This window comes from Acinetobacter sp. HR7, assembly GCF_000773685.1.
Taxonomy (GTDB): Bacteria; Pseudomonadota; Gammaproteobacteria; order Pseudomonadales; family Moraxellaceae; genus Acinetobacter; species Acinetobacter thermotolerans.
Genome location: NZ_JPQO01000090.1, coordinates 1 through 20,225 on the forward strand (window position 1 = coordinate 1; position 20,225 = coordinate 20,225).

Annotated in this window: 12 protein-coding genes and 2 pseudogenes; 11 read left to right on the forward strand and 3 right to left on the reverse strand. The window is 41.9% G+C overall.

The features are described from left to right. On the forward strand, positions 1–349 hold a 349-nt coding region (locus GW12_RS05190; RefSeq protein ID WP_034584405.1), incomplete at its 5' end, for a zinc-binding dehydrogenase. Positions 350–657: 308 nt separating this feature from the next. Here the strand turns inward: GW12_RS05190 and GW12_RS05195 are convergent. Continuing rightward, positions 658–1,830 (reverse strand): replication initiation protein, encoded by a 1,173-nt coding sequence (locus GW12_RS05195; RefSeq protein ID WP_034584407.1) that lies wholly within the window; start codon positions 1,828–1,830, stop codon positions 658–660. A gap of 860 nt (positions 1,831–2,690) precedes the next feature. Between GW12_RS05195 and GW12_RS05200 the strand changes: the two genes are divergently transcribed. Together GW12_RS05200 and GW12_RS05205 are read left to right on the forward strand one after the other, a co-directional pair. Beyond that, positions 2,691–3,464, forward strand: coding sequence for a ParA family protein (locus tag GW12_RS05200; protein WP_034584409.1), 774 nt, complete (start codon positions 2,691–2,693; stop codon positions 3,462–3,464). A 14-nt stretch (positions 3,465–3,478) separates the two neighbouring features. Beyond that, the gene (locus GW12_RS05205) at positions 3,479–4,390 is read left to right on the forward strand and encodes a ParB/RepB/Spo0J family partition protein (protein ID WP_034584411.1); all 912 of its coding nucleotides are present in this window, start codon (positions 3,479–3,481) and stop codon (positions 4,388–4,390) included. A 323-nt stretch (positions 4,391–4,713) separates the two neighbouring features. Here the strand turns inward: GW12_RS05205 and GW12_RS15355 are convergent. Next, positions 4,714–4,881, reverse strand: a pseudogene (locus GW12_RS15355) (IS3 family transposase); the annotation flags it as partial. A 5-nt stretch (positions 4,882–4,886) separates the two neighbouring features. Here GW12_RS15355 and GW12_RS05210 point away from each other — a divergent pair. Continuing rightward, a pseudogene (locus GW12_RS05210) lies at positions 4,887–5,660 on the forward strand (HNH endonuclease signature motif containing protein); the annotation flags it as partial. A 550-nt stretch (positions 5,661–6,210) separates the two neighbouring features. Continuing rightward, positions 6,211–7,443: an ATP-binding protein gene (locus GW12_RS05215; protein WP_034171728.1), complete on the forward strand. Its 1,233-nt coding sequence runs from the start codon at positions 6,211–6,213 to the stop codon at positions 7,441–7,443. Positions 7,444–7,714: 271 nt separating this feature from the next. Here the strand turns inward: GW12_RS05215 and GW12_RS05220 are convergent, their stop codons facing one another. Further along, a complete protein-coding gene (locus tag GW12_RS05220) occupies positions 7,715–8,044 on the reverse strand; it encodes a DUF4236 domain-containing protein (protein ID WP_000506885.1) in 330 nt (109 codons plus the stop codon). A gap of 208 nt (positions 8,045–8,252) precedes the next feature. Between GW12_RS05220 and GW12_RS05225 the strand changes: the two genes are divergently transcribed. The 6 genes from GW12_RS05225 to pglZ are packed head-to-tail and all read left to right on the forward strand — an operon-like array spanning position 8,253 to position 20,222. Continuing rightward, a complete protein-coding gene (locus GW12_RS05225) occupies positions 8,253–9,119 on the forward strand; it encodes a WYL domain-containing protein (protein ID WP_034584417.1) in 867 nt (288 codons plus the stop codon). 10 nt (positions 9,120–9,129) lie between these two features. Further along, positions 9,130–9,741, forward strand: coding sequence for a DUF1819 family protein (locus GW12_RS05230; protein WP_034584419.1), 612 nt, complete (start codon positions 9,130–9,132; stop codon positions 9,739–9,741). Between the two features lie 16 nt (positions 9,742–9,757). Further along, the gene (locus GW12_RS05235; RefSeq protein ID WP_002010699.1) at positions 9,758–10,333 is read left to right on the forward strand and encodes a DUF1788 domain-containing protein; all 576 of its coding nucleotides are present in this window, start codon (positions 9,758–9,760) and stop codon (positions 10,331–10,333) included. Between the two features lie 41 nt (positions 10,334–10,374). Continuing rightward, positions 10,375–14,055 carry a BREX system P-loop protein BrxC gene (gene brxC / locus GW12_RS05240; protein ID WP_034584422.1) on the forward strand — a complete coding sequence of 1,227 codons (3,681 nt, stop codon included), beginning with the start codon at positions 10,375–10,377 and terminating at the stop codon, positions 14,053–14,055. 46 nt (positions 14,056–14,101) lie between these two features. Then, entirely contained in the window at positions 14,102–17,554 is a 3,453-nt protein-coding gene (pglX, locus tag GW12_RS05245; RefSeq protein WP_034584424.1) for a BREX-1 system adenine-specific DNA-methyltransferase PglX, read from the forward strand. A 43-nt stretch (positions 17,555–17,597) separates the two neighbouring features. Continuing rightward, complete coding sequence (gene pglZ, locus GW12_RS05250; RefSeq protein WP_034584427.1) at positions 17,598–20,222, forward strand: BREX-1 system phosphatase PglZ type A; 2,625 nt, start codon at positions 17,598–17,600, stop codon at positions 20,220–20,222. Positions 20,223–20,225 lie beyond the last annotated feature (3 nt).

Consider the following 20,225-nt stretch of genomic DNA (forward strand, 5'->3'; position numbering starts at 1 on the left):
TGGGGTTCAGCGGACGCTTACGTTTGATTTAATTTTGAGTACGGTCAATGTTGGCTTGCAATGGAATGAATACTTGAAATTATTATCACCTCGCGGTGCCTTCCATTTTGTCGGTGCAGTCCTGACACCTGCACAAATTGATCCTGGTATACTCATGGCTCGCTCCATACAGCTGACAGGTTCAGATACGGGAACACCAGCTACTTTAAAACAGCTATTAGCATTTGCAGAGCGGTTTCAAATTCGACCTCAGGTTGAAGTATTTCCAATGTCACAAGTCAACCAAGCTATTGCGCATTTAAAATCTGGAAAAACCCGATACCGCATCGTTTTAAAAGCCGATTTTTAAGCGAAACACTTCGATTGCTATGATCAGTCCTGGATGGGTTCTATCAAGACCGGGGTCCAAATGTTATTTAAAGAAATGATCCACAGTAGCCAAACAAGATACGTTTACCAGGAACGAGTATGTGTTAGCAGCTTTACTTTTCTTATCGCCTCTTGAGCATCCCATAACAATGCTAAAAAGCCTGAGTTGCAACAACTTGACTTTGAAATACCCCGATTCATTCTGCAGGGTTTACAAGTGTTTTGAGGACAGATGTTCCAAATTATCCGACAAAAATAAAAAAGTGTAGCAACTTGCTACACTTTTTACTAAATTACTTCTTTACCAAAAATCTCATTCAATCGTTCACGAATACTCTGAACGAATTCAGAATTATTTTTAAGCTTTTGCTTCATATTACGTTTAAAATCATTCAGACTCATACCAATCTCGGCAAAATCCATCTGGAACAATGTATCATTGACGACAATATTTGCTTGAGAATCAGTCAGACATCCAGCTTTCTTAAACCATTTCTTGAACTGGGCATAATTTTCATCATCCGTAGAGATATACCAGGAACGCACATTCGTATCGAATTTTGCTCCTAGTTCTTTTACAAAAGCATTATCCTCAAAGGGTACATCCAAGTAGATCTTTTCAACTATTGCAAGATCAGCATGGCTTTTTTCAGTAAGACGACGTTGCAATTTAAAATTCACCCCAATAATTGGGCGACCTTTTTTAATAGTTTCATATTCCAGCTGCAGATCTGTATTTTCATTAATTTCGGCCACAATCTTATCTAAAACGTAACGTCGAAAGTCTACCCAACGGTCATACTTGGTTTCATTAATATCAATCAAGGCCTTCAGGTTTTCTAAAAGTAAAGGTATTTCATAGCTTTTTTGATTCGTGTACTTAAACTCATTTTTGATGAAATAAGTATATAAACTCATGCTTGCAACAGAATCTAGTGCAAACAAGTGTTTGAGCTGATACGTGGTAAAATTTCCTCCTGCGAGTTGGGTAAAGTAAGGAAGGACTTCACTGGTAAAACGAATCTGAATCGCATTTTTAGAATCATCTTCCCATCTCAACTCACGGATGATAGGAACAACCGAATGTACTTTTTTAGTCTTTTTCTTACCATCGTCAGCCGGTTCTTCAATAATAAAGTGTGCAACCCTTGACGAAAGTTCTTTATAAATACGGTCTATTGCCACGTTAATTGAATTACGCTTACTTAAGCCTAACAAATCAGCTAAATCATCTTTATACAGATAAATATAAGTCTGTTCAGTAATCTCACGGTCTGCACTGTTCTTTTCACCATAATTCGCTACCGCCATTGCGTACAGCAAGGCTTTATATTCATTAGCCGATAATTCAATCGGACGAATCAAGCGGTTACTGGTACTCACTACCCCATTATGGCGAATGTTGCCTATACAATAAGGAATATAATTAGATTCTTCTTGCAATGGATAAGCTTCTGTCATAACCGTAATATTTTATAATTTGCCTATGTTTTTATATACAAAAGTGGAAAGTCTTTCAAGGCTTTCACCAAAACAATGCAAAAGTGGAAGGTTTGTCATCAAAAAAGGGCATTCTCTTATCATTCCAATCCTTAAAGTGGAATTTATTATTTTTTTTCCACCTATGAATGACAGACCTTCCACTTTTTTTGGCGAATATATAGGGTGATGAGTGATCTTTTCACCTTGTATGCACTCTCTTTACCGACATTTGTTCAGAATTGAAACACTGATGTGACAAGGCTTCCACCTTTTAAAAATCGGTATGAGATAAGAAAGAGTATATAATCATCAATAATTTTTGAATAAATTAAAGTTATCCACAACCAAAACTATATCGATGACCATCCTTCCACCAAAGAAGCGAAAAATTAAAACTTTACCCACATATTAAAATATTGTTTTTATTATTTATTTTTCAAAAAAAACGTTTTATTTTTAATATTCGTGACAAACCTTCCACCACAGTGACAAGCTTTCCACTTTTCAATGACAAACCTTCCACTTTTAAGTGACAGTTACTACACTTTTCGATGACAAACCTTCCACCTTTAAGTGACAAGCTTTCCACTTTTCAATGACAAACCTTCCACCTTAAAAAACATAAACTATTGTTTTAAAAAAGGAAAAATCGTCTCTAATTATTAATTAGCTAAATATTTAATTATACTAATTATTAATTAGCTAGCTGAGTTAAAAATTTATTTTTTAATTTGTTTTACATCTGAACAAACAGGATTTTATAAATTTAAAAACTATAGTAAGTTTAGTGAAAGTTATTTATATTAACTAACAATCAAATACGGAAGCATCTGACACGTATGTCTGCAAAAATTATTGCTGTTGCCAATCACAAAGGCGGGTGTGGAAAAACAACAACAGTTGTTCACTTGGCATCAGAACTCGCAAATCTGGGCAATAAAGTTTTAGTTATTGATTTAGATCCACAAGCAAATGCAAGTCTACATCTAGGCTCGAAACATCCAAGTGAAGTTGCTGTTACAACGGCAGAGCTACTAGTGGGTGATATTTCCTTACTGGCAGATGCTTTACAAGAAGAAACCAATTTTGAAAATGTATCATTAATTTATGGATCATTGAATCTAGGAAAAACAGAGGATCAGCTTAAAGAAGAAGCTCCACGTCCTTCTGAAGAACTTGCCATCAAACTGGAATTATTAAAAGATTTTTACGATTTTATACTTATTGATTGTCCACCTAGCTTAAAATTGTTAACCAGTAATGCTTTGGCATCCTCAACTCATGTGATCATTCCAATCGAGTCTGGGTCTCAATATGGACTCTATGGGGTAACTGACCTTCTGAATCATCTTGAAAAGATCAGGCGTATTAATCCGAACTTGGAATTATTAGGTGCTTTACTGATTAAACATGATGAACGACAAAATGTATGTAAGCTGATTCGGGATGAGGCATTGAAACAGGTAGGGCAGATCCTGGAAACCACTATTCCCCAAAGCACCAAAGTTAATCAGGCAGCAATTTTGCAACAACCACTTTTGAAATTAGAAAAAAATTCAAAAGTACGCAAGGCCTTTGAAAACCTAGCATCTGAAATTGTGGCTAAAGTTTAAAATCTGAGAATATTATGGCGAGCACGAAAGAGCTTTTAGCTCAGAAATTGAAACAGAATACGCAGAAGCACCAGCAAGCACAAAAAGATAATATTAAAGAGCTGAAGGAATTTCGACGTAATGTCCCAATTGAAGATATCAGTCGAAGCCCAAACCAGCCTCGAAAAACCTTTGATGAACTTGAACTCAAAGAACTGGCAAACTCGATTGAAGAAGTTGGTCTTTTGCAGCCAATTACAGTCCGTAAGCTTGATAACCTGAAATATGAACTGATCGCTGGTGAACGTCGTTTGCGTGCCCATCAGCAGCTAGGTAAATCGGTAATTGAAGCTATCATCATTGATGCCAGTGATGAGGAAGCTTCTCTACTGACTCTGGCAGAAAACTTAAAACGTCAGGATCTGACAGATTATGAAATTTTTGTCGGTTTGAATGCGTTAGATGACAAGCTCAAAAAGAATAAACAGCGTTTGGCAAAATCACTCGGCTTAAATCGTGAGGATATGTATAAATACCTGGCTTATGAAAAACTGCCACAAGAAATTTTAAAAGATCTAGAAATAGAGCCGAACTTACTAGGCCGTACTGCTGCAACTGCTTTTAAAAAATTCCTATCAGACCATCTTCAGCAGCTTTCTGAAGCTGAGACAGTATTGCTCAAAGCTTGGAAAAAAGTCAAAGATAACAAGCTTGAACAGACCAAAGCAGCTGCATATGCAGAAAAATTATTGAATCAGGATCCGGATAAGCTTACAACCACGTCAGTTGTTAGAAAAATCGAATATGCTGGTAAGGTTGCCGGGAATATAAAGCTTAGTGATAAACAGTTAAGAGTCTCACTGAATATTTCACAAATTGATGAAGCAAGCTTAGTGCGGCTTGAAAATTTCCTGAAAGAGCTGGTTCAGAAAAATGAGAAAGTGTAGCAAATTGCTACACTTTGTAGATTTTTAAATGAAATGCAACTGCGATTAATGGACTGGAAGGGCACAAGTAGTAATAAACTGTTCCGCTAAATAGGCCAATAGATTAGTTGCAGCCGCCATCGCTCAGATCCTGAAAAAATCTTCTAAGGTTATCATCAGCTTATATTTAATCTACCCCTATATAAAGCAAAATAAAATAATGGCAGTATGCTTTTGTAAAATACAGTTTAGAAAACAACTAGGGTAGATAAGGAGAATGAATTCTGGACTGCTCTCAGTATCCTGGACACGAGACAGCCTCATTTTGAAGCTGCTTCAAAGACTTATGGACTCATCCCATCGAGATGCGAATGACGCCTGATCCGATTGTAAAACATCTCGATATAATCAAATACATCTGCACGGGCCATTTCTCGTGTTTTATAGATCCTCTTTTTAATTCTTTCCTTCTTTAAGCTACTAAAAAAGGATTCTGCAACAGCATTGTCCCATGAGGACCATTCTTTGCAGAATAGCGACGCCTGTAAAAAATGCTGGGGTTCCGAGTTTGGGCTTACATCCATACTTATATTTTTATAAGGATCAGCGTTTTCAGATTACTTCTTTTCTTGCATGGTTTTCAATTGTGTATGAAATTCATGAAAGCCGCATGCAGATTCATCATCGAAAGATTAGTTTCAATGACTTCACCCGGGTACACCGTAGTATTGAGTTCTTGATCGCCAATTTCCCCGTGGCGACCACCGAAACGGTCGGCAAGTTCGGCAGTGGTATCAAGGGCTATGATCGGCTACAAATTGTCTATAAAGCCTTTATTTGCTTAAGCTTGGAAATGGAGGTTGATTTTGATGATGAGGAATGCCTGAATACCTTTATTCTGTCCATGTCTAAGGCCTTCAAGTACATAAACTTTAACGAGTTTTATGTCGAAAGATTTTTGGGTGGTTATGATGATGCAGTCGTCAAGCATGTGGTGGGATATGTGGAGTCGATTAGTCCAATTTCTCGGCCAAAGCCAAAGGCCTTTTCGGCATTAACCAAGAGTCTGCTGAAGCACAATTTTGTGGTGGGTAATCATAACTTTTGCCTCATTTGTGATGGATTGATCTATCTTGATTCTACTGAATCGGATCATAGGATTGCCAAAGCCGTAGGTGGGCAAGGAGTTCTAGAGAATGGCCTACTGGTTCATCCCATCTGTAATAGGATGAAATCAGATCTGAGCCTGGAAGAGATTAGAGCGGATTTGTTTGGTGAATTACTGTATTGAGCAGCAGAGCGATGAGCTCATTTTTGCAGATGTATCAATGATTAATCACATGATTTAACTTTTGATACATTCAGCCAATGTGGTTATTTTTAATTCAGTCCAGAATCACAACCAGAAACTAGCTGTAGTTTCTGAATGACCGTCAAGGTCCTTAGTTTCGCCCATAGATTCCCTCTGTGGGCTTTTTTTTGATCAAAAATTGTATGGATGCTCTAAAATAAACCTTTTAGCATTTCATAAGCAATTAGGATTAAGGCTGAGACCATCAGCACAACAAAAATGAGTTCCACTCTAGTTAACATATTAATTCCTTTTACTTTTCACTTAATTTATATAGCAGTTAAGTCGCAGCATCAATGACATAACATGACATGGAAAATAATTAAAAAGACAGAATTTGGATTTTGATCAGATCTACTGTTTGCATGCTTCAACAGTAGCTTTGAATGTTTCACTTAAACTTTAAACTTTTTTTAAAATTGAATATTTTTACATCTAGGTTCTAAACTTTGATAGAATTAATTAAAACTTTAGATTTCAAATGTAAACAATGCGAAGCGCTAATATTCGACGTGATGGCTACTTAAAATTTCTGAATACATGGCAAAACCGTGATGTCATTAAAGTGCTTTCGGGTGTACGTCGCTCTGGAAAATCCACCTTGTTAGCGATGTTTCAACAAGACCTAAAAGCACAGGGTGTACAAGCCGAAAACATCATTGCTATCAATTTCGAATTTATGGAATTTGAAGAACTCACAGATTACCGTAAACTACATGATTATGTACTGTCTAAAGTTGATAAAAGCAAAAAAAACTATGTTTTTTTAGATGAAATACAACATGTTACTAATTTTGAAAAAGTAGTCGACTCTTTATATGTTCGAGATTATATCGATTTATATATTACAGGCTCAAATGCATTCTTTCTGAGTGGAGAACTTGCGACTTTACTCACAGGACGCTATATAGAGCAACATGTTTTACCCCTTTCATTCCAAGAGTTTAAACAGTGGCATATTGAAAATAATCCGATCATCCAACAATTATCCAATCGTGATTTGTATGCCATGTATACGCGCAGTAGTTTCCCTTATACGCTTGCCATGACTAGCCAGCAAGAAACTTATGATTACTTGCAAGCGGTCTATGCCAGTGTAATGTTTAAAGATGTTATTCCCCGTTTGAATACTGCCGATATTAACTCTCTCGAGCGTGTCGCAAGATATTTGGCAAGCGTGACAGGCTCACCTATTTCCATCAATAAAATTAAAAATACCTTTGTTTCAAGTGGGGTTAAAATTTCATTTGAAACAGTAAAACGCTATATTCAGGGCTTACAGGACAGTTTGTTATTTTATAGTGCTGCACAATTTAAAGTACGCGGGCGTGAGTTATTACAATCCTCTGAAAAATACTATTTAGTTGATGTCGGATTGCGCCGGATTATGTTGCCTGATGCTAATGCTGATCAAGGTCATATCTTAGAAAATGTAATTTATCTTGAGCTTATCAGACGAGGTTATACGGTCTATGTAGGGCGGGTTGATGAATATGAAATTGATTTTGTTGCTGTCGATACTTTACAGAATTTAACTTATTATCAAGTGGCATTAGAAACGCTCAATGAGGAGACACTCAGCCGAGAGTTACGTCCATTACAGAAAATTTCTGATTCGTATCCCAAGTATTTACTTACCTTAGACACGATAGGGGCTGAAGCAAATTATAATGGTATTGTAAAAATGAGTGCTCTCGATTGGTTGCTATCTGAAAATAAGTAAAGTTGAGGGTAGACATGAATACTCTTATTTATTGATTAAAACTCAAAGACTTTTCAGCATCATCCAAGAATGTATTCAAGCATAATTTCTGCTCTAATTGTGATGGATCGATTTACCTCGATTCGATTGAGTCAGACCCTCATGATTGAGCCAGAGTCGCTTACTGAAAGTAGCGAGAATTGCGCTGGAGTTTCTGAAGGATATTAATTCCTTAGTTTGCCCATTCATCCGTGTGGGCATTTTTTTTGATTAAAATACAATGCTGTTCTTGCTAAAAAATGACGGCACCCACCATAAAACACAATATTCCAAAAATAATCCAAGGCCAGATCTTTGTCTTCGGTTGTTCTAAATTCTGAGGATTATATTCCGTGTGTTCTAGCGATGTCGGTTGTGGAACACGGGTTTTTTTAGAGTAAGGCTGGTGTTTAGAGTAAGATAGTCCCGTACCTGGAATACCGACACTGGTTCGCGTACCTTTTTTCCCAATATTTAGAGAAGCACCAGGTTTGCCAATGCTGGCACTGCTGATGCCTTTATGGGTCAGATTAATTTTAAAACCCGGGAATAATTTAATACTTTTACGAAATCTAAAACCCATATTGCTCTCATTCTAAAATTTAGCTCAATTTACGCTCTACACCAGGATCCATGATCTGCTAGAGATCTTACTTTGACAGCTATCATCACGATATTAGTATATTTTTTATCTGGTGATTGCAATACTACCTTTAAATACCGTCAAAAATGTTTACTGTATATTTGCTGTAGGGTAATCTTAAAGCTGCTATTTATTGACTGATTGGTATATGACGACAGATAAGCATGAAGTCCTGCTACGAATGCGAGCGATCGAGCTGCTTGCTTACTGGGAAGGTCGTTTGGTTACCAATCGTTTAATGAGCTGGTTTGGACTGAGTCGACAGCAGGCTTCTGCGGATATCAAGCGTTACAATACGCTGTATAACCCAGATGCCTTGATTCATGACCCCTCCGTCAAGGGTTATGTGCCTAAGGCCAGCTTCCAGCCTGTACTGACTACAGCGCACATCAATGAATATCTTAATATGCTGTCAGGTTTGGTTAGTGAATCGCATACCCTGATTGCGACACCAGAACCGAATCTTGCAGCAGTTCAATTACCTGATCGCAGTGTACGTCCTGAAGTGATTCGGGAAGTTTTGCGTGCCTGCCGCAACCAAAGTACTTTAAAAATGATTTATGCCTCGATGCAGAATCCGCAGTGGCATGAACGCATCATTTCCCCACACACCCTGGTGTATACCGGTTTTCGCTGGCATGTCCGTGCCTATTGCCATCAGAGCAAGCAGTTTAAGGACTTTTTACTCTCCAGAATTGATCGCACACCTGTTGTGATGGCGATTGAGTCAGTAGACCCTGCTCAGGATCAGCAATGGCATGAAGAAATTGTACTGACGCTGATCCCGAATCCAAAACTGAATGCAGCTCAAAAAGCGCTGGTCGAAAAAGACTTCGGCATGCCTGATGGCAGATTACAGATTCCGGTGAAAAAAGCCCTGGCTCACTATACTTTGCAGCGATATCAGGCCGCGATCACGCTGGCTGAGGCGGATGATGCCTTGAAATATCCCTTGGTACTACAACGCTCAGATATCGAAAAGCTGTCATCTTACCTGTTTGATCAAGCTTCATAGGAGATTGGCTATGTTAGAACAATTTCATTATGACAGTGACCTAGTTGGTGGCTCACTGATGGTACGTGAAAGCCGGCTGATCGCGGATCTGTTATTACGAGAGGCGACTCCAGAACAATGGCATCAGGCGATTCAGGTGGACAATATTCTGCAAAAAAGAACGCCTGCTTCAGCTCAACGCAATGCCACCGCTATTCGTAAGCGTCTGGAGCGCTTGGAGCCTGATTTCTGGAAAGCACTACGTGATGGCGATGATGAGCTGGCGACCCAGGTGGCTTTTTGTGGCGCATTGGAACGCAACCTGTTGCTGCTTGAGTTTATGGAAACGGTGATGAGGGATGCCTATATCTCCCAGGCGCAATACTTGGACAGTTATATCTGGTTAGACTTTCTGGATGAGCGCTCACAACGCGATCCGGATATCTGCGAATGGAAAGAGTCCAGCAAGAAAAAAATGGGGCAGGTGGTGTTTCGCATGCTGGCAGAAGCCGGTTACTTAAAAAGTACCCGTAAGCTGGAGTTACAGCGCGTGATCGTCAGAGCAGAGCTGCGTAGCCTGTTGGAAGAACATTATAAACAACGCATTAAAAGATCTATGGAAGTGTCGCTATGGACGCGGTAGTTGTAGAGGGGCAGCAATGAGTCAAACAATACATGAGCGTCTGAACCAGATTCCAGAGCGAATTCTTTCCACCGAGTTTCTCACCGGGCAAGGACTGGGCAATGAAATTGGCTTCTGGATTTTTGATTATGCACCTGAAGATGAGTTGAAAGTGCGCGAATATCTGCATTTTCTAGACGGGATGCTGGAGAAAAAACACAGTCAGCTGAAGGTGGTGAATATCAACCTGCTGCAAGCCGTTGTGGATTATCTGGCTGAGCGTAACTTCATCGATAAAGCCATTCAAATGCAAAAAGCCAAAGGCGATGAAGCGCTGCTCAAAGCCTTAAAGGGCCCACTGCATATGGATAAGTTCGCGCCGTATCTGGTGAGTAAATATGCCACCAATGCGCAAGATATTGTGTTGATGACTGGGGTTGGGTCGGTTTGGCCACTGTTACGTGCCCATCACTTGTTGAACAGTTTGCATTCGTTACTGGGGCATAAGCCAGTGGTGCTGTTTTACCCAGGCTATTACGACGGTCAAGCGATGAGTTTATTTGGAAAAATTCCAAGCAATAATTACTACAGAGCATTCAGATTAGTGCCTTAAACACGGCAAATAGAAATAAGAATTCGGGGGAATGGATTGAGATGAACATTAAAGAACTTTTTTACAAGCCATTAGATCGTGCGATTAACGGGGTCGTAAAAGCAGACCAGAATGACAATACCACGGTTTATCAGGAACTCGATGAGTATGTGGTCACCAATGAACTGGAAAAGCATTTTCGGGACTTTTTCCAGTCTTATGGCACAGACCTAAGCGATCCTTCGATTGCCAACCGAGTCGGTGTGTGGATTTCGGGATTCTTTGGTTCAGGTAAATCACATTTCCTGAAAACCTTGTCGTATATTCTGGCCAATAAAGTGGTACGCGATGCGGAAGGTAACGAACGCAGTGCTGCAGAATTCTTTGATGAAACTAAAATCCGCGATGCATTTATCCGTGCCGATATTGGCAAGGCCGTTAGCCATCATGCCGATGTCATCCTGTTTAACATCGACAGTAAAGCCAGTTCCAATGACGATGGCAATCCGATCCTGAATGTGTTTTTACGTGTGTTTAACGAGTATCAGGGTTTTAGTGCTGACCATCCACATATTGCCCATATGGAACGTCACCTGAGCCAGAAAGGTGTCTATGAACGCTTTAAACAGGCTTTTGAAGAATCCAGCGGCATGTCTTGGCTAGAAGAACGTGACGGATATCAGTTCTATCAGGATGATGTCGAAACTGCGATTTCTCAGGCACTCAACCTATCAGCAGAAGCTGCACACAAGTGGTTTGAGGATTCTGAGCAGACCTTTAGTGTTTCGGTCGAAAACTTCTGTCAGTGGGTGAAAGAATACCTGGACAGCAAAGGACCCCAGCAACGCATGTTGTTCTTGGTCGATGAAGTGGGGCAGTTTATTGGCAGCGATACCCGCTTGATGCTGACACTGCAAACCATTACTGAAAACTTGGGTACGATCTGTAAAGGCCGCGCTTGGATTATCGTCACCTCGCAGGCAGACATCGATGCTGTTTTAGGTGAGATGTCTTCTTCAAAAGCCAATGACTTCTCCAAGATTGCTGGACGTTTTAAAACCCGGTTATCACTGTCCAGTTCCAATACCGATGAAGTCATCCAGAAACGTTTATTACGTAAAACCCCGGAAGCTGAAGCACTGCTCAGATCAGTGTTTGAGCAAAAGGGCGATATCTTAAAAAACCAGATCACCTTTGACCGTTCAGGCCCAACACTCAAGAACTATGAGGGTCCAGACAGCTTTATCCATAACTATCCTTTTGCGCCGTACCATTTCCAGCTGGTGCAAAAAGTTTTTGAAGAAATCCGTAAAGTCGGTGCGACTGGTGCACACTTGGCCTATGGTGAGCGATCTATGCTGGATGCGTTCCAGATGGCCGCGAATGCGATTGCCACAGATGAAGTCGGTGCCCTGGTTCCTTTCCACCGCTTCTATACTTCAGTAGAAGGTTTCCTGGATACAGCAGTGAAGCGTACCATCGACCAGGCAGGGCAGAATAAGACCCTGGATGGTTTTGATGTGCAGATGCTGCGTACCCTGTTCATGATCCGCTATGTCGATATCATCAAAGGCACATTGGATAACCTGGTGACTTTGTCGATTGAGAAAATTGATGAAGATAAGCTGGCATTACGCAAGCGTATTGAAGAAAGCCTGCAGCGTCTGGAAAAAGAGAGCCTGATTACGAGGAATGGCGATGAGTTCCTGTTCCTGACCAATGAAGAGCGGGATATTACCCGAAAAATCAAAGCCACTGACTTAGCAGCTTCAGAAGAAAATAAAGAGTTAGCCAATCTGATCTTTAAAGATTTACTGCGCGATCAGAACAAATACCGCCATCAAGCCAACAAGATGGACTATCAGATTGGTCGTTTCCTAGATGGTCATAGCCTGGATGGCAAGTATGAGAGCGATTTGAAAGTTGAAATCATTTCTCCACTGGATACGGAATATAACCTCTACACAGAAGCTTTCTGTATTGGTAAGAGCGCCGAGGCCGAAGGGCAGGTACTGTTTAAACTGGCAGACGATAAACAGTTCTTTAATGAACTGCGCACCTGGCTGAAAACCAATAAATTTATTCGGTTAAATGATGATGGCACTCAGTCCGATATCAGCCGTATCCTGGCAGACCGTGGCCGTGAGAACCAGGAGCGTAAAAAACGCCTGCGTGCCCGGGTCGAAGAAATGTTGCTGGACGCGGAAAGTTATGCCTTGGGTCAACATTTACAACTTTCATCTTCAAGTCCAACCACCAAGCTGGATGAGGCTTGTCGTTATTTGCTGGAAAACACTTATACCAAACTGAGCTATCTGCAAGTCTATCAGCAGGATGCCTGGCGTGAACTGAACGCCGTCTTGACTGTGGATGATATGGCGCAGCTCGGATTGTCTCTGGATGGCGGACAGAGCAATCCGAAAGCCCTACAGGAAGTGGAGCAGTACATTGCACTACGGGCCACTGGTACAGAGCGTATTCTAGTCTCAGATGTGATAGATCGTTTTGCCAAACGTCCTTATGGCTGGCCGGATGCCGAGATTTTACTGCTGGTGGGTCAGCTGGCGGCAATGGGGCGGATTTCACTGCAGTTAAATGGCGGCAGCTTGCAGCTGAAAGAGGCCTTTGAGCCTTTACAAAACAGCCGCCGTCGCCGTGATGTTTCGATTATTAAAAAACGCCAGACTGATGATCAGGTGTTGAAACAGGCACGCCAACTGACCCAAGACCTATTCTCGGCCATGGGGCCAGCGACTGAGAAAGAGCTGTTTGAATTCTATACCCAACATTTTAACAACTGGTTAGCCAACTTTAAGTCGTACAAAAGCAAAACTGATGTCGGGCAGTTCCCGGGCAAGAAAGTGATTGAAAAGTCGATTCTGACTTTGGAGCGCTTGCTGGCTAATAGCGACAGCTTCGATTTCTTTAAGGCCGTGGTTGAGAACAAGGACGACTATCTTGATCTGGAAGAAGATTATCGTGATATTCATGAGTTCTTCACTAACCAGATGCCGAGCTGGCAGCAACTGCAACAGGCCTTACGTCATTTTGAGAAGAACAAACAGGCGCTGGGCAGTGATGAGGTGGCAAAAAAAGCTCTGTCTGAATTACATCGTATTTCGACCACTGAATCACCCTATGGCCTGTTAAATAAAGTGGCTGATTTGGTTCGCACAGTGGAAAGCGTCAATGAGCAATTGCTGACTGAGAAGCGCAATCAAGCGATAGAACACATTGATGACAAGATCAAGCAGTTAGAAGCCGAGATTAAAAACAGTGGTATCGCTACCGCTGAATTGAGTAACAAGCTATTACGCCCACTGCAATTGCTCAAAGCGGATATTGAAGTGGAAAGCAGCCTGTCCACCATCTATATGCTGCAAACCCAAACCGCCGTCGAGCGTTTTGATGAAGCCTTGTATGAGTTGGAAAGCGAAGTTCAGGCGGAAATCCAGCGTCAGGCCAAAGCGGCACAACTGGCTCAGAGCAAAGCAGAGAGTGTAACCAACACTGCAACCACCTCCAGCCCAGCTACATCAGCACCTGCTGCGAGTCCGGTACAGCCTGTGACAGCCGTAGTGCCACCGAAACCTGTTGTCGAAGTCGATGTCGCCAGCATTTACAGCAAAAGCTCAAGTAGTGTCTATCTGGAAACAGAAGAGTCAGTAGATCAGTTTGTAGACGCACTCAAAGCTGAATTGAAAAAAATTGTGGGTGACAAAAAGCGTGTGCGTATTCGCTAACTTGGGTTAGGGATATCGGCATCAGTCATTAATTAAAGGTTTTAACATGAATACCAGTAATATTAAAAAATACGCACCGCAAGCACGTAACGATTTTATCGCAGCGATGCGCAAGCAGGCCGCCAAATATGGCATCAGCACAGACAGCATTTTACCGGCTGAACAGAAAGGCGACTTGCTGCTGATTGGCGATCAGGTTTTTCCTCTATCCGTCATGAAACCACGTGACAAGCTGATCAAGCGCATTCAAACCAGCAGTTTTGAGCAGACGATTGATTATATTGCTTATAGCTGGTTTAACCGTCTCTGTGCGATTCGTTACATGGAATGCAAAGGCTTACTCGATCATGGTCGCCGTGTACTGAGTAGTGCCGATGGTAGTGCAGGCTTGCCACAGATTCTGGAAGAATGTCTGGATATTGACCTACCGGGTTTAGATGCCAGCCGTGTGGCTGAACTCAAGCTGGATGGCAATAAAGACGAAGAACTGTACCGTGAGCTGTTACTGGCTCAGTGTCATGCGTTGAATCAGGTCATGCCACTCCTGTTCGAACAGGTGTCTGATGAATCTGAACTGTTATTACCGGATAACCTGACCAAAACCGATTCCTTGATTCGTGATTTGGTCAGCAGCATTCCGGAAGAAGACTGGTCGGATGTGCAGATTATTGGTTGGCTGTATCAGTTCTATATTTCTGAAAAGAAAGACCAGGTGATTGGTAAAGTCGTCAAGAGTGAAGACATTCCTGCAGCGACGCAACTCTTCACCCCAAACTGGATTGTGAAGTATTTGGTGCAAAACAGTGTTGGTCGTTTATGGATGATGGCTCAGCCAGAAAGTGCTCTGGCCAGTGAGTGGGAATACTATATTCAGCCAGCGGAACAAACGGATGAGGTCAATGCCCAGTTAAAACAACTGATTGATGTTCGTATCAGTGAAGATGGCGATACCTTAAACCCTGAAAGCATTACAGTACTCGATCCGGCTTGTGGTTCGGGGCATATTCTGGTGGAAGCCTATGATTGCCTGAAAGCGATTTACTTGGAACGTGGTTACCGTAGCCGTGATATTCCACGGTTGATTCTGGAAAACAACCTGTACGGCATTGATATTGATACCCGTGCGGCGCAGCTCGCCAGTTTTGCACTGCTGATGAAAGCACGTGAGGATGACCGCCGTTTATTTAGCAATCCACCAAAGCTGAATATTATTGCACTGCAAGACAGCCAACCTGAACGTTTAGACGCATTGAGTCAGGATTTGGCAAACACTGGTATTGCGCAGGCGGATTTAAAAGAACTGCTGGACCTATTTGAACATGCTTCGACCTTTGGTTCTTTAATTCAAATTCCTGAAGCATTTGCGAAGAAACTGCCTGAGTTAGAAAGCAAGCTGAATACAGCATTAGTGTCAGGGGATATTTTTTCGCAGCAGTCAGCACAGGAGCTATTACCTTTAGTTCAACAAGCTAAATTACTGGCTAAACAATATGATGCTGTCATTGCCAACCCGCCTTATATGGGTGGTAAGGGCATGAATACAGCACTTAAAGATTTTGCCAAAAAGCAATTCCCAGACAGCAAGTCAGATTTGTTTGCCATGTTTATTGAACGTGGTTTTAACTGGTGTAAGGACAGTGGCTTTAATAGCATGGTCACCATGCAAAGTTGGATGTTCTTGTCGTCTTATGAAGCGATGCGTGAAAAGATTTTACAAGATCGTACAATTCAAACTATGGCTCATTTAGGTGCACGAGCATTTCCTGAAATTTCGGGTGAAGTTGTACAAGCGACTGCATTTGTGATGCAAGGTACATACTTAAATGGATTTAAACCTGTATTTTTTAGACTAGTGGATACAACACAAGATTCTAAAGAAGTTGAATTGAAAGCAGGATTAAATCGTTTTGATTCGACTATTCAGGATGATTTTAAGAAAATACCTGGTAGTCCAATTGCTTATTGGGTAAGTGAAAAGGTAAGGGGGATTTTTGTAAATTCTAAATCAATTGAAAGTCTAGCATCACCTAAACAGGGATCTACAATTGGAGACAATGAAAGATTTTTAAGAAGATGGACTGAAGTAACATATCCTTTTAGTACGTTATGGAAACCTTCTTTGAAAGGTGGTGATTTTAGGCGATGGTATGGGAATATTTCGTATGTAGTAAATTGGGGAGATAATGGTAATGAGATTAAATCTACTGGAAGATCGACTATTAGGAATAGTAACTATTTATTTAAAAAGGGGATCGAATGGAGTCGAATATCAAGTGCACAATCATCCTTTAGATTATTAAATACTGGTTTTTTTCACGAAAGTGCTAGTGGTGTAGCATTCCCTAAAGATTCTGATCTTTTTCCAACTTTACTTTTTCTTAATTCTAAAATTACTAAATATTTTCTAGCGTTACTAAATCCCACAATGACTTTTCAATCAGGAGATATAGCTAGATTACCTTTTATAGAAGGGAGTAATGCAGAAAAAGGAATGAAGTTAGTAGCTATTGCTAAATATGATTGGGATTCCTACGAAACCTCATGGGATTTTACTCAAAACCCAATTATTCGTACCCAGCAACCAAATCTAGAACAAGCCTTTGCTACATGGCAACAGCAAAATTCTGCCGCCGTGGCTGAAATGAAACGTTTGGAAGAAGAAAACAATAAGCTGTTTATTGATGCTTATGGCTTACAGGACGAACTCACACCAGATGTACCGGATGAACAAATCACCCTTACTCGTGCTGACCGTGAAAAAGACAGCCAGCGTTTAGTGTCTTATGCTATTGGTTGCATGATGGGACGTTATAGCTTAGATGAACCAGGTCTGATCTATGCCCATGCAGGCAATCAAGACTTTGATGCCAGCCGTTATCAAACATTCCCAGCCGATGCAGACGGTATTATTCCATTGACCGAAATGCACTGGTTCGAAGACGATGCTACACACCGTATCCAAGAGTTCTTAACTGCTGTTTGGGGCAAAGAAACGCTGGATGCCAATATGCAGTGGCTGGCAGAGAGCTTGGATAAAAAAGCCAGTGAAACCGCTGAAGATACGATTCGCCGTTACCTAGCCAGCAAATTCTATAAAGACCATATGCAGACCTATAAAAAGCGTCCGATCTACTGGCTATTCAGTAGTGGTAAACAGGGGGCTTTCCAGGCATTGGTGTACTTGCACCGCTATAACGAAAGTACCTTGGCGCGTATGCGTACTGAATACGTCATGCCGCTGATTTCCAAAATGGCTGCCTATGCTAATTCTCTGGAAACAGCGAAAGAAAGTAGTGACTCTGCGGCTGAAATCAAACGTATCGAGAAAAAACTGCAGGATCTGCATAAGCAACAGGCTGAACTGAGTAGCTTTGAAGAAAAACTGCGCCATTATGCCGATCAGCGTATATCACTGGATCTAGATGATGGGGTGAAAGTGAACTATGGCAAGTTTGGGGACTTGTTGGCTGAAGTGAAAGCTGTGACGGGGGAAAAGTGATGAATAGCTTTTCTTCCACACTAGATCATGCAGAGGTGGTTGCATGAACTTAAGTCAACTTCAACAAGGCCTGGAACAAGCCTTTTATACTGAACAGCATCGAATTGTCTTTTGGTATGATGCAGAACAGTCATTTACTGAAGAAATCAAAGCCCTAGAGCTAAATGATGTCCAGATTCTAAATATGGCAGAAGAATCCAGCCTTGCGATTAAGCTTAAACTGGAACTTGAGGATCAGCAGGGCAAATACTTGCTGTATTTTCCAAGTCCTGAGCCTGAAACTGAAAAAGACTGGTTACTGGACATCAAGCTGTATTCACGCAGCTTCTATGCCGATCGTTTCTCGATTATTTTCAATGAGCTGGGTTTACAGCAGCAGAGTCTAAGAGAACATCTGGCCAAACGTGAAGAATTCCTTAAAGCCAAAGCCCGTCTGAGTACCTTAAAACGCTATATCCAGCCTGATGCAGATGCACAGGAGCTGGATATGGCCATGATTGCAGCTGTGGTCAAGGCCGACAGTGCCGAGCTGATGCATATTGTCCTGGCGTTGGCAGATGAAATGGTACAGCAGAACCTGGCTCTGGAAGTGAATCCCGACTCCTTTGCTGAACTGGAAAAATTCCAACTGGTGCCGGCTTTGGTCACCGCATTACAGGCGGAAATTGGTTATCCAGCATCGGTTGAAGAATTGAATGGGGAAGCACCATTCAAGCTCGGTACGTTCTTTATCCGTTTAATGACCACGGGCTTCTGTGAAAGCCTGGGCGATATACCGCTATGGGCTCAAGAACTGGTGATGTCATCTGTCAGTTCACGTGCAACAGCTAGAGCCTTCTTGTCGCGCTGGAGAGACAGTTCCAAATACTACCCAACCTTTGATACGCTTTCCCAGAGCGTGGCCAATGCACTGCGGATCCAAGAAAAGGTCGGAGCTTTTGATCTGGAGCAGCTGCTCGATGTCATGACCTTTGAAGTGATTGAACAAAAGATCATTGTTGATCTGGCCAGCCAGATCCCTGCAGCAACCAAAGCTGAACTGGAACATTTCAGAACGATTATTTCTACCCGTCTGGATGGCTATTGGGCTTCCAAACATAAGGATGATGCGACACGCCGTAAATATCGCACCGTCTATACAGCGTTGCAGGCAGCGATTGACCTGTTCAGCCTGCGACAGCAGTTTGATTCCGGGTTCTATTTCGACTCCAGCGAAGCCTTGTATAAAGCCTACGAGCAGGAGTTGTATCGCTTTGATATAGCCTATCGCCACTACAGTGCCGCCTCACAACGAGCTCATGTCGATATCCTGAAAAAACTCGATGAAGAAGTCGAAAATTGCTATGCCTACTGGTTTATTGATCACCTGGCACGAAACTGGGGAGAGCGGATTGAAGCTGAACAACGCTTGAATGTCTGGAAAATGGCAGATATCCCAAATCAGCAGAACTTCTATGATACCCATGTCAGACCCTTACTGAATTCTGCAACGAAACGCCGTATTGTGGTGATTATCAGTGATGCTTTTCGCTATGAAGCTGCGGTAGAGCTGCGTGATCGAATTAATGAAAAACGTTATTCTGAAGCAACTTTGTCTTCACAGCTGGGCGTTGTGCCAAGTTACACCACACTCGGCATGGCCTCGTTGTTGCCGCATCAGACTTTGGAGTACAAAGAGGCCGCAGGTGATGATGTATGGGTGGATGGACAATCCAGCAAAGGGACTGCAGCACGATCCAAAATTCTGGCTGCCTATAATGGATTGGCGGTTACCGCTGAAACGGTAAAAGGCTGGTCGCGTGATGAAGGCCGTGAAGCACTGAAAGATCATGATTTGATTTATGTTTATCACAACGTGATTGATGCTCGTGGAGACAGTGCCTCGACAGAATCAGAAACCTTTATGGCGGTGGAACATGCCATTGAAGAGCTGACTGAACTAAGCCGCAAAATTTTAATGCACTTTAATATTTCCACCCTATTGATTACAGCCGACCATGGCTTCCTGTTCCAGCAAAGTAAACTAGAATCTGCGGATCGTTCAAGCTTGACTGAAAAACCGACCAATGCATTGAAAAGCAAAAAACGCTATGTGATTGGGCATGGTTTACCAGAGAGCAAGGAAGCATGGAAAGGCTCAACCCAAGCTACGGCAGGTACACTATCTGCGACTGATTTCTGGATTCCAAAAGGGGCGAACCGTTTCCATTTTGTGGGAGGCTCACGTTTCGTACATGGCGGAATCATGCCTCAGGAAATCGTAGTGCCTGTACTGACAGTAAAACAGCTGCGTGGTGAAAAGGCTGGACAGCGGACCAAGCGTAAAGTTGAGGTCATTTCTACCAAATCCACGCTGAAGATGGTCAATAACATCCAGAAGTTTGATTTGATGCAAACCGAAGCTGTCAGTGAGCTGGTCATGCCAGTGACTTTATCCATTGCCATTTATGATGGGGATCTTAAAGTTTCCAGTGAAGAAACCTTGACTTTTGATAGCAGTACCGACTCTGTTGCCGATCGGGTCAAACAGGTCAGACTGTCATTATCCGGTACTGATTTTGACCGTAAGAAGGATTACTTCCTAGTGCTGAAGGACAAAGACCTGAATATCGAAATGCAACGCTATAAGGTCACCATTGATCTGGCATTTACCGATGACTTCTCCTGATAA

Excerpts from the sequence above, each read along its gene's own strand:
- GW12_RS05195 (WP_034584407.1), bottom strand. The coding sequence starts at position 1,830 with ATGACAGAAGCTTATCCATTGCAAGAAGAATCTAATTATATTCCTTAT.
- GW12_RS05200 (WP_034584409.1), top strand. The coding sequence starts at position 2,691 with ATGTCTGCAAAAATTATTGCTGTTGCCAATCACAAAGGCGGGTGTGGA.
- GW12_RS05205 (WP_034584411.1), top strand. The coding sequence starts at position 3,479 with ATGGCGAGCACGAAAGAGCTTTTAGCTCAGAAATTGAAACAGAATACG.
- GW12_RS05215 (WP_034171728.1), top strand. The coding sequence starts at position 6,211 with ATGCGAAGCGCTAATATTCGACGTGATGGCTACTTAAAATTTCTGAAT.
- GW12_RS05220 (WP_000506885.1), bottom strand. The coding sequence starts at position 8,044 with ATGGGTTTTAGATTTCGTAAAAGTATTAAATTATTCCCGGGTTTTAAA.
- GW12_RS05225 (WP_034584417.1), top strand. The coding sequence starts at position 8,253 with ATGACGACAGATAAGCATGAAGTCCTGCTACGAATGCGAGCGATCGAG.
- GW12_RS05230 (WP_034584419.1), top strand. The coding sequence starts at position 9,130 with ATGTTAGAACAATTTCATTATGACAGTGACCTAGTTGGTGGCTCACTG.
- GW12_RS05235 (WP_002010699.1), top strand. The coding sequence starts at position 9,758 with ATGAGTCAAACAATACATGAGCGTCTGAACCAGATTCCAGAGCGAATT.
- brxC (WP_034584422.1), top strand. The coding sequence starts at position 10,375 with ATGAACATTAAAGAACTTTTTTACAAGCCATTAGATCGTGCGATTAAC.
- pglX (WP_034584424.1), top strand. The coding sequence starts at position 14,102 with ATGAATACCAGTAATATTAAAAAATACGCACCGCAAGCACGTAACGAT.
- pglZ (WP_034584427.1), top strand. The coding sequence starts at position 17,598 with ATGAACTTAAGTCAACTTCAACAAGGCCTGGAACAAGCCTTTTATACT.